Source organism: Chryseobacterium herbae (assembly GCF_025154075.1).
In the GTDB taxonomy this organism is placed as follows: Bacteria; Bacteroidota; Bacteroidia; order Flavobacteriales; family Weeksellaceae; genus Chryseobacterium; species Chryseobacterium herbae.
Genome location: NZ_JAOAMU010000002.1, coordinates 906,086 through 916,797, shown reverse-complemented (window position 1 = coordinate 916,797; position 10,712 = coordinate 906,086). Strand labels below are relative to the sequence as shown.

The window sequence follows — 10,712 nt, the reverse complement described above, 5'->3', positions numbered from 1 at the left end:
GAGTTTTAGAGTTTTAGAGTTTTAGAGTTTTAGAGTTTTAGAGTTTTAGAGTTTTAGAGTTTTAGAGTTTTAGAGTTGAATGTATTGGTTTTGGAGATCAAATTGTGCTATTTGTGAAACGAATTTGTGCAATTTGTGTTTAATTTTTGGTCATCAAAATATCATCAGTATTTATCTGGTGCGTTCTTAGTTTCTGTATATATTTTTCAAGAAAACACAAATACCGTCATTCTCACAAGCACAGGATTTAAAAAATTGCTTTTCATTAGATATTTATTTATTTTTAGCGCCATATAATTCGGATTGATTTGATACATCGACCTAAATGAAATTAAAAGCATGTAATATTTAAAGCAAACCGGATGTTCTTATACTATAATTAAGCTCATGAAAAAAATAAAAGCCGTCTTAATATCTTCTTTATTTACATTTTTAACCACATCAGTCTACGCTCAGAATTGTGATTGTACAAAAAATTATGAATGGGTGAAGAAAACTTTTGAAGCCAACGATGCAGGTTTTGAATATGCACTCAAGCAAAAAGGCAATCAGGCCTACGAAGCCCATAATAAAACCATAGCCGAGAAAGTAAAATCAATAAAAACCTATACTGAATGCGGACCTGTTCTTTACGAATGGTTATCTTTTTTCCGTTCCGGACATATTGCGATAAGGCCTATTAACAAGGAAACACCAAAGACAGCTAATAACGTAAAACAGGAAAGCCCATCTGTCAATTGGGAAACCTTAGCTGTAGAAACACAGGATTTTAAAAAGTATCTGGACAAAAAGAAAACATCCGACTACGAAGGAATCTGGGTAACCGAACCTTATACCATCGGAATTAAAAAAGTGGGAAATCAATATGTAGGATTTATCATCGAATCTGGGGCAGAAACCTGGACAAAAGGCCAGGTAAAACTGAAACTCAATTCTTCAGAGGGTAAAATGAGCTCTGTTTATTATATGCGTGATCGTTCAGCAGTGGAATCTAAAGAGATCACACTGACCGGAAAAAATCATTTGCAAATCGGGGATTTCAGCCTTTCAAGAGTTTATCCTAAGATTGACGATGAGCCAAAATATGCACAATATTTTAAATCAATAGGCGCCAACCAACCTTATATAGAAAAATTAAACGAAACAACACTCTACTTAAGAATCCCTTCTTTCCAGGCTTCTGAAAAGCAAAAAATTGACAGTGTCATTACTGCCAACAAAGATAAAATCACCTCTACTGAAAACCTTATTATTGATATCAGAAACGGAACCGGAGGAAGCGATGCCAGTTACGGTAAAATCCTTCCTCTGATTTACACTAATCCGATCAGAACTGTTGGCGTAGAATATCTTTCTACAAAACTGAATAATCAGAGAATGCTGGATTTCATCAACAAACCGGAATACGGATTCAGTGAAGAGAATAAAAAATGGGCCCAATCTTCATTTAACACCCTGGAAAAGGAACAGGGAAAATTTGTCAACCTCAATGAAAGTATTGTGAGCATCACTAAGTTTGATACCATTTATCCTTATCCTAAAAACGTAGGAATTATCATTAATCAAAGAAACGGGAGTACCGACGAGCAATTTTTACTTGCAGCCAAACAAAGTAAGAAAGTGAAGCTGTTCGGAACTACAACTTTTGGTGTTTTGGATGTTTCCAATATGTATTATGTTCCTTCGCCGTGTAAGGAATTTGAATTAGGCTATTCCCTTTCTAGAAGTATGCGTATTCCTGATTTTACGATCGATGCAAAAGGACTACAGCCTGACTTTTATCTGGACAGAAGCATTCCGGTGTATGAATGGACGGATTATGTGAATGGTGTACTTAACGGGAAATAAAATTGTTATTCCTATATAAAATAATTAACCCTTTTCTGTTTTGAGAAGGGTTTTTATTTACAATCTCAAATCTATCTTTTTCAATATTTCTTATTTACTGCATATAGAATTCTTATCCCAAACGAATATCCGGTATATTTTTTGCTCTTAAAACATTAAGAACCAAACAAATATAACTATGATTAAAAAATTACTCTTTGGCTGTCTATTCATGACAGTAGTATTCTTGTCTTCATGTGAGAAATCTCAAAATACATCATCAGCAAAAGACAGTGAGCTATCCATTAAAACAGTTTCAATGGTCACTTTTGGTGCCATGGCTGTTGCGCTTCTTGTAGCATACAGCTATCGAAGAAGGTAAGAGAAAATAAAAATATAACAAAAAAACACCCGTTTAGAATCTAAACGGGTGTCTTATATTTATAGTCAATGATTACATATAAGCTTCAATCGGCTCACAAGTACATACTAGGTTTCTGTCTCCGTAAGCTTCATCAACTCTGGATACGGAAGCGAAGAATTTGTGGTCTCTTACCCAGTCTAGTGGATAAGCTGCCTTTTCTCTGCTGTATGGTTTATCCCAAGAATCCGAGATCACCAGTTGCTCAGTGTGTGGAGCGTTTTTAAGGACGTTGTTGGCCTGATCTGCTTCTCCATTAGCAATCTCGTCGATTTCTTTTTTGATAGAGATTAATGCTTCTGCAAAACGGTCGATTTCAGACTTGCTTTCAGATTCTGTCGGCTCAATCATCAATGTTCCTGCTACAGGGAAAGAAACGGTTGGAGCATGGAATCCATAATCCATTAGTCTCTTCGCTACATCAGCTACTTCAATTCCTAAAGTTTTGAACTGACGGAAGTCTACGATACATTCGTGAGCTACTCTTCCACTCTCGTTTGAATACAAGATCGGGAAGTGCTCTGCTAAAATTTCTTTAAGATAGTTAGCATTCATGATCGCATGTCCTGTTGCCTTTTTCAATCCATCTGTTCCTAGCATTTTAATGTAAGAATAAGAAATGTTAAGGATCAAACCAGAACCATAAGGGGCTGCAGAAATACCTTCGATCGCTTCTTTAGAACCGACTCTGATATTCGCATTGGAAGGAAGGAAAGGTACTAAGTGCTTAGCTACACAGATAGGACCAACTCCAGGACCTCCACCTCCGTGAGGAATCGCGAAAGTTTTGTGTAAGTTCAGGTGACAAACGTCTGCTCCGATGTTTCCAGGACTTGTAAATCCTACCTGAGCGTTCATGTTTGCACCGTCCATATATACCTGTCCACCGTGCTCGTGGATTAAGCTTGTAATTTCTTTAATGTTCGCATCGAAGAATCCGTAAGTAGACGGATAGGTGATCATTACGCAAGATAAATTCTCAGAATGCTGTTCTGTTTTAGCTTTCAAGTCATCGAAGTCAATTTCTCCGCTTTCAAGGTTTTTAACCACAACAATCTTCATTCCTGCCATTGCTGCAGAAGCCGGGTTGGTTCCGTGTGCAGACTGAGGAATCAATACTACATTTCTGTGGCCTTCACCTCTTGAAATGTGATATTCTCTGATCACCATTAATCCTGCATATTCACCCTGAGCTCCAGAGTTTGGCTGAAGAGAAGTTCCTGCGAAACCAGTGATTTCAGCTAAATCTTTCTCTAATTCTCTGATCATTTCCTGATAACCTCCAGCCTGGTCCACCGGTACAAATGGGTGAATAGCTCCCCAGTTATCCCAAGAAAGAGGTAACATTTGTGTAGCAGCGTTCAGTTTCATTGTACAAGAACCAAGAGAAATCATTGAATGCGTTAATGATAAATCTTTTCTTTCCAAACGTTTGATGTAACGCATCAATTCCGTTTCAGTATGGTATTTGTTGAATACTTGTTCCGTAAGAATTTCGTCTTTTCTTAAATTCTCCTCAGGAATGCTGTATCCTTCTTTTATTTCTAATTTGAAAGTCTGCTTGTCTTTGAACTGAGCGAAAGAAGCCATCAGATAATTTAATTTCTCCAATGTTGTACTTTCGTTGATCGCGATACTTACCACTCCTTCTGTGAAATAGTTCAGATTAAGTTTGTGATCAAGCATCATTCTTGTCAGTCTTCCTTTTTCGTCCTCACTCATCGTGATTTTTACGGTATCGAAGATTGGCTCTTCAACCGTCTGATATCCTAATGCTTTAAGACCGTTTTTCAAAGCATTTGCTTTAAAGTGGATCTGATCAGCGATATAGTTTAATCCTCTTGGACCGTGATAAACCGCATACATTCCAGCCATTACAGCAAGAAGCACCTGTGCTGTACAGATATTGGAAGTCGCTCTTTCTCTTTTAATGTGCTGCTCTCTGGTCTGAAGCGCCATTCTCAATGCACGTTTTCCGTACATATCCTGAGAAACCCCGATGATTCTTCCCGGAATATCTCTTTTGTAATCTTCTCTACAAGAGAAAAATGCAGCGTGAGGTCCTCCGTAACCTAATGGAATACCGAATCTCTGAGAAGTTCCTACGGCACAGTCAGCACCCATAGAAGCCGGAGATTTTAATTTAACCAAAGCCATCGGATCACAAGCTACAACCACCTGTAAATCTAATTTTTTATAGTCTACAATATCTTCAGTATAGTCTAAAACGATACCGTTTTTTCCAGGATATTGCAATAAAACACCGTAATAGCTTCCGTCAAACTCGTGCGTTTTGTGGTCACCTTCCACGATTTCGATTTCTAAACCTTCAGCTTTCGTTTTTAAAACGGAAACTGTTTGAGGTAAAACAAGATCGGAAACGAAGAATTTGTTGGCGTTGGCTTTCTTCTGGTCCTTCGTTCTGTTGTTAAAGAACATGTGCATTGCTTCGGCAGCAGCTGTAGATTCATCCAAAAGAGAAGCATTAGCAAGTCCGAAACCTGTAAGATCACACACTACCGTCTGGAAATTAAGAAGCGCTTCCAGCCTTCCCTGTGCAATTTCAGCCTGATAAGGAGTATACGCCGTATACCAGCTTGGGTTTTCAAAGATATTTCTCTGAATAGCTGATGGCAAAAGTGTATTGTGGTATCCAAAACCAATGTAGCTCGTATAATCAGTATTCTTCGATGCCAGATCTTTCGAATGGTTCAGCATCTCGTATTCTGAAAGCGGTGCAGAGATCTCAAGATCCTTTTCTAAACGGATAGAAGAAGGAATGGTCTGAGAAATTAGTTCTTCAATACTTGAAACGCCCAATCTTTCCAACATTGCCTGTTTATCGGCTTCATTAAGGGAAATGTGACGGCTCACAAACTGTTCTGTATTCATTTTTATTTATTAGATTTTGTTCGTAAAAAAGATTCGTAAAATTACGTTTTTTTAAACGATTGTACAACAGTTCAAAATTGTCAAAACAATAAAGAAAATCTATATCATATATTAAATAAATCACTCCATTATCTGTTTAATAATTAAAATTTAATCCGTTTATTTTTCATTCTCTATTTTAATGCTTTATTAAATCTGCATCAAAACTTAGAATTTATACGATTGATGTTTAAAATGAGTACACATTGAGTTAATAATTGGTCAGGAATAATCATTAGACTCATTGAAATAAATCTCAAATCAGAAATTTTCAAATGGTATGTTATCTCACTTTTCGGGAAGTCAAATGCTCAAAAATCTTCTTTTTCCATCCAAAACAAGATACTCAATTGTCGCTGAATACGCTGATCAACAGGCCTTGTCAATTTTATGAAATTTTATTAATTATATTTATTCTAAATTAATATATTTGCAACATGAATATGATTGTCCCATTCAAAGTACCGCCTTTAGCTCCTGTATTTGCATTTAATAATGAAGATATGTATTGTGAAAAGAAATCTTGTTGTAAGAAATTCAAGAAAGGGAAAAGATGTAAAAAGTGTCCTGGAAGAAAAAAAATGGCTTAAACTAGCCGAAATTCCTGACTAAAAAATAGATGGCCACTGCCAAAATAATAATTCCCCAGATCAGCATCATGATCTTTGGCTGGCCTGATTTATTGATCCGTGTTCTGGGCTGAGGCTTGAACATTTCCTCTACGCTGCTTTTAAACTGAGTGCCGTCATTCTCAAAGACTTCCGTAATGGTGATTCCCTGTACTGCCGTTTTGTGCAGCAGAGAATTGGTTGCATGAAGCAAAATCTGAAATTTCCCGTCCTTAAATTCTGTAATCTTAAAGATTCTTTCTCCAAAAGGCTTTTCCAGACCGAAAGGCAATACTTTCACCACATCGGCATTGCTCGTCTGCCAGTTGATGATGATCTCCTCCCCTTTTTTTGCATGAATTTTATTCGCCGTAAACGTTTTAATGCTTGGCGGAATATTATACCTGAAACTTTTCTGATGGTTCTCTAAATTCTGGTCGTACGTACGTCTTCTTCCAGAATCACTCAATATTTCATAAGCCTCCTGAATCTCGCGGAAACGTCCGGCAAAGAAATCATCGTTGTCATTTTTATCGGGATGATATTTTAAAGATAACTTTCTATAGGCTTTTTTGATGTCTTCTTCTGAAGCATCCGGAGAAATCCCGAGAAAATAGTAGTAATCTTTCATTGAGCTAGGCAAAAATAAGGAATTATTTTTTTTTCGGGTTTATTCTTTAGGGGAATATTTCAGTAAAATGCTAAGGTTTTCGGTATACATTATGTTTTTTTAAACACGAATGACACAAATGTTTTCACAAATGGCCACAATGCTGTTGTGGTGTGTGCGTAACAGGGTGATTCTTTTATAGCAGAGTCTGCAAAGTTTCTTTGATAAGCTTAATGTTTTTAAGTTCACGAAAGCGTTTTACTCAGCAAAATTCAAAACATTCAGATATTTATTTTGTAGTTATGAAATCCCTTATTTTTCTAGTGATCATGAACTCTCCTTACTTTTCTGGTGGCTGAGGCACTCGAAGCCACCTTTCCCTATAAAAAAATTCCGGCGCGGGAAGCTTTGCTTCCCGCGCCGGAACTAAACAATTTCAATTTAGTTATTGTGTTCTTATGCTTCTACAGTATTATCTTTACTGTCCTTTCTGCAACATCTTGAAGAGAATTCTTTTTTGAATTTCCCTTTCAGTTCCTGGTACTGCTCATCATTCATTTCTCTGATTCTGTCTGCAAGACCGAAAGGTGATCTTTCTTTGATTCCGTATTCGTTAAAAATACCTTTCATAAATCGTTTTCTCTGTGCTATTTTTTTGGCAGCCAATGCAATGCCCACAACAGCTAATGCTCCAAGAGCTCCTTTTAATGCTGAATTTTTCATTTTTTCAAAATTTTAAATTTTACTACTTCTTGTTTTTTATAGAGACGGATGAATTTCAATTTTACTTTACTACTTCTTAAAATTTTTAAATTATCCGTTGTTTTTGTTGAAGAATCCTCCTGAACATTTATCTCTCCAAACTTCCTTGAATTTCTCTCTTTCTTCAGGGGACAGTTCAGCCATTCTCTGTCTCATTTTTCTTTCTTTGAAATCTCTCATTCCTTTTCCGAAATGGAAACCTCCAAAAAGGATTTTACTTAAGACCAGTATTCCCATCGCCTGCCAGAATGTAATGGATTTTACACCCAGGATCTCAGGAAGCAGGCAGTTCCAAAGCGACATTACAATAAATGTAACGGCCAATAAGATCAGCGGCGGACATAAGAATAAAAAAATCCAGCCTTTTTTGTGTTTATGATTCATAATTTCTTCTTTACTAACTATTTAAATCTTCGTATAATCTTCTCAGTCTGTTTCTTAAATGCTTCACAGCATAATTTTTTCTACTGATAATGGTTTTGATATTTTCTCCCTGTTCGTCAGCGATCTGCTGCAGTGTTTTGTCGTTCAGCTCGTTTTCTACGTACACCAGCCTTTGTTTCTCAGGAAGTTCATCCAATGCCTCGAACAGCTTTTTCCAGATCTCATCCTGAAACATTTTGACTTCAGGTCCGGCACTCTCGTCCAGCAATAAGATATCCTTGATAGAAAAACTTCCATCTTCGTCTTCATACACGAAATCTTCAAGATTTTCGGTTTTCTTCTTGCGGTAACGGTCTGTGATTTTATTCGCAGTCACTCTGTACAGCCAGCCGCCGACATTCACAATCTCCGAAAGATTGGTCAGACTGCTGAACTGGAACCACACTTCCTGCAGAATATCTTCCGCATCTTCGGTGTTTTTCACTTTCGGACGAATATAAGACATCAGCTTTCCTCCGTACTTTGAAACGGTTTGTGAGATGATACTTGCTTTCTCCTCTTGTGGCATTGTTATTTCTTCGACAACCTCCATATTGCTATGACGATCTGTCTTTTGGTTTTACTTTAATAAATTTAAAAAAAATTATTGATTGTTGAGATTTTCTTTTGTAGAGCGGGTTTCTGAGTTTTAGAGTTTTAGAGTTTTAGAGTTTTAGAGTTTTAGAGTTTTAGAGTTTTAGAGTAAAATATCTAAACCGGAACATTAAAAATATAATACGGAGTTCGTGTTGCGAGTTAATAGATTATAACTTTGACTATTTGAATATCAAATAATCTCTTCTTAATCTCCCGTCAACCTAAACCTCTACCTCAATCTGATGTCCGATGTCTGATGTCTGATGTCTGATGTCTGATGTCTAATATCTAGCATCTTGGCTCTTGATCCTTGTCTCTATCCCCACTAATTTCTAACTTCTAATCTCTAACCTCTCTTAAAAACAAAAACGGAAAGCATTACACTCTCCGTTCCTATAATTATTCAATCAGTATTATTTCTTGTTGAAATTTTCGGCGAAAAAGCCCATCATATATTTGTACAGTTCTATACTGTTTGATTCTTTTCTGAATCCGTGCCCTTCATCATATTTTACCATGTATGGAACATCAACTCCTTTTGCACGCATCGCTTTGACAATCTGATCTGATTCATTGATATTCACTCTCGGATCATTAGCTCCCTGAACTACAAATAGAGGTTTCTTGATTTTATCAATTTGGAATATTGGAGAAGCTTCTTTAGCTATTTTCGCCTCTTCCGGATTATCAAGATCATACCAAATTTGTTTCATCATTTCTTTGTAAGGTTTCCAGTATTCAGGGAAAGATTCAAAGAATGTGAAAATGTTGGAAACTCCCACATAGTCTACACCGCAGGCATATAGATCCGGAGTTTTAATCAATCCCATCAGAGTTGCATATCCTCCATGGCTTCCTCCGTAAATCGCAATTTTATTTTTATCAATCCAGCCTTGTTCTATCACATATTTTACTCCGTCTTCCACATCATCCATGGCTTTACGGCCTATCTGCTTATATCCGGATTGTTTAAATTCTTTTCCATAACCTCCGGAAATCCTGAAATTCACATGCAGTGTAGCATATCCCCTGCTTGCAAAAAGCTGGTCTTCAGAATTGAATCCCCATTCATCTCTAACGCCCTGAGGGCCGCCGTGAGGATTAACAATTAATGGAACTTTTTTACCATTCACCGCATCCTTAGGCATTGTGATATATCCACGGATGGTAAGGCCATCTCTGCTCTTGAACTCGATAGGTTTCATTTCTGCCATATCCTCTTCTTTAAGCTGAGGCATCAGGTTGTACAGAAGTTTTATCTGCTTGGATTTTGTATTATATTCATAATAAGTCCCATAAAGTCTGTCACTTCCAACTACGACCAACAGCTTATCTTCATTTTCATCAGAAGACACTATTGAAAATTCCTTTTCTTTAAATTCAGATTTTAATCTGTCGTGAACTTCTTTATAAAATTTGCTGACAGGAACTATTTCACTTTTAACGCCGGTATAGCTGATGTAATCCAGTTCATAATTCCTGTTTTTCTGTGCCGTTCTTAATGAGCTTACATCATATACAGGATTGGAATAAACTTCTTTTATAATGGCATTCTTCTTCAGGTCATAAAGCACGATCCGGTTTTTATCACTGTCTAAATTGGTCGCCACATACGCTTCATCTTTATTTTTTGAATTATCATTTAACCCAATAATACTGAAGGTGTTTTTCCAGTCCGTTGATTTAATAAGATTAAATTTTCCCGTATCTAAGTCTTTATAATATGTTTTTGTAGTCAATCCGTTTTCCAGAACTGTGTATCCTCTGAGGTTGCCTTTTTTGTCAAAAATGTACCCGTCAATAGGGTTATTAACATCTTTATTTTCATAAAGCTGGGTCATTTCACCTGTATTGAAATTGATTTTATAGGGTTCAAAGATCTGCTTATTGTTCTTGTTCAGGGCCACAATCACGAATTCGGTGTCCTTAATTATATTTGCATAATTGAGGGTTACACCATCAAAAGGAGTCAAATCCTTAAGATTTTTTCCATCAATATCCACGGCGTACAAATGGGTATTTTCATTCCCTCCTTTATCCTGAGTAAAAAACATTCTTTTTTTATCCAGCCAGCCGTAGCTCCCGATAAGATCATCTTTTTCTACAATAGCTTTCGTAATTTTCCCCGTTTTCAGTTCTTTTACATAGACGTGATTCTTTTTATCCGCGTCTTTTTCTTTGTAAGAAAGGTATTCCCCGTCCGGTGAAATTTTAAATTGTGAGGCATTCGGTTTTGCGAAATAGTCTTCTACTTTGTACTTGAAGTTTCCTTTATCATAGGAAATCAACTTGTCAAGGGTCTCTTTGGAAGAGGGAAGCGTAGGGTCGCCCGGCAGTTTAGCCGTTGAAGTCTGTGCATTCATCATCATTGCTGACAGTACGATCTGAGCCGCACCAAAAAATTTTGCATTTAGATTCATAACTTATGTTTTTAAGATTAAACTGTGTAAATAAGATTTTAAAAATAATAAAAATCTTTACTTAATATGACGTGCTTAATCTCAATATGTTACATAAATCATAACTCATTCAT

Annotated in this window: 8 protein-coding genes; 2 read left to right on the top strand and 6 right to left on the bottom strand. The window is 36.6% G+C overall.

The annotated features are described in order from the left end of the window. Positions 1-387 precede the first annotated feature (387 nt). Positions 388-1,848, top strand: coding sequence for a S41 family peptidase (locus N0B48_RS10120; RefSeq protein WP_259838674.1), 1,461 nt, complete (start codon positions 388-390; stop codon positions 1,846-1,848). A 211-nt stretch (positions 1,849-2,059) separates the two neighbouring features. Next, positions 2,060-2,209: a hypothetical protein gene (locus tag N0B48_RS10115; protein WP_259838673.1), complete on the top strand. Its 150-nt coding sequence runs from the start codon at positions 2,060-2,062 to the stop codon at positions 2,207-2,209. 72 nt (positions 2,210-2,281) lie between these two features. On the opposite strand, the gene gcvP is transcribed toward N0B48_RS10115, so the two are convergent. From gcvP to N0B48_RS10085, 6 genes are all read right to left on the bottom strand, one after another. Next, a complete protein-coding gene (gene gcvP, locus N0B48_RS10110) occupies positions 2,282-5,140 on the bottom strand; it encodes an aminomethyl-transferring glycine dehydrogenase (protein ID WP_259838672.1) in 2,859 nt (952 codons plus the stop codon). A 630-nt stretch (positions 5,141-5,770) separates the two neighbouring features. Next, entirely contained in the window at positions 5,771-6,418 is a 648-nt protein-coding gene (locus tag N0B48_RS10105; RefSeq protein WP_259838671.1) for a J domain-containing protein, read from the bottom strand. Positions 6,419-6,853: 435 nt separating this feature from the next. Then, positions 6,854-7,120 carry a hypothetical protein gene (locus N0B48_RS10100; protein ID WP_259838670.1) on the bottom strand — a complete coding sequence of 89 codons (267 nt, stop codon included), beginning with the start codon at positions 7,118-7,120 and terminating at the stop codon, positions 6,854-6,856. Positions 7,121-7,210: 90 nt separating this feature from the next. Further along, positions 7,211-7,543: a hypothetical protein gene (locus tag N0B48_RS10095; RefSeq protein ID WP_090022282.1), complete on the bottom strand. Its 333-nt coding sequence runs from the start codon at positions 7,541-7,543 to the stop codon at positions 7,211-7,213. 13 nt (positions 7,544-7,556) lie between these two features. Beyond that, positions 7,557-8,135 carry an RNA polymerase sigma factor gene (locus N0B48_RS10090; RefSeq protein ID WP_047451537.1) on the bottom strand — a complete coding sequence of 193 codons (579 nt, stop codon included), beginning with the start codon at positions 8,133-8,135 and terminating at the stop codon, positions 7,557-7,559. Between the two features lie 457 nt (positions 8,136-8,592). Then, positions 8,593-10,599, bottom strand: coding sequence for a S9 family peptidase (locus N0B48_RS10085; protein WP_259838669.1), 2,007 nt, complete (start codon positions 10,597-10,599; stop codon positions 8,593-8,595). Between the last annotated feature and the right edge of the window lie 113 nt (positions 10,600-10,712).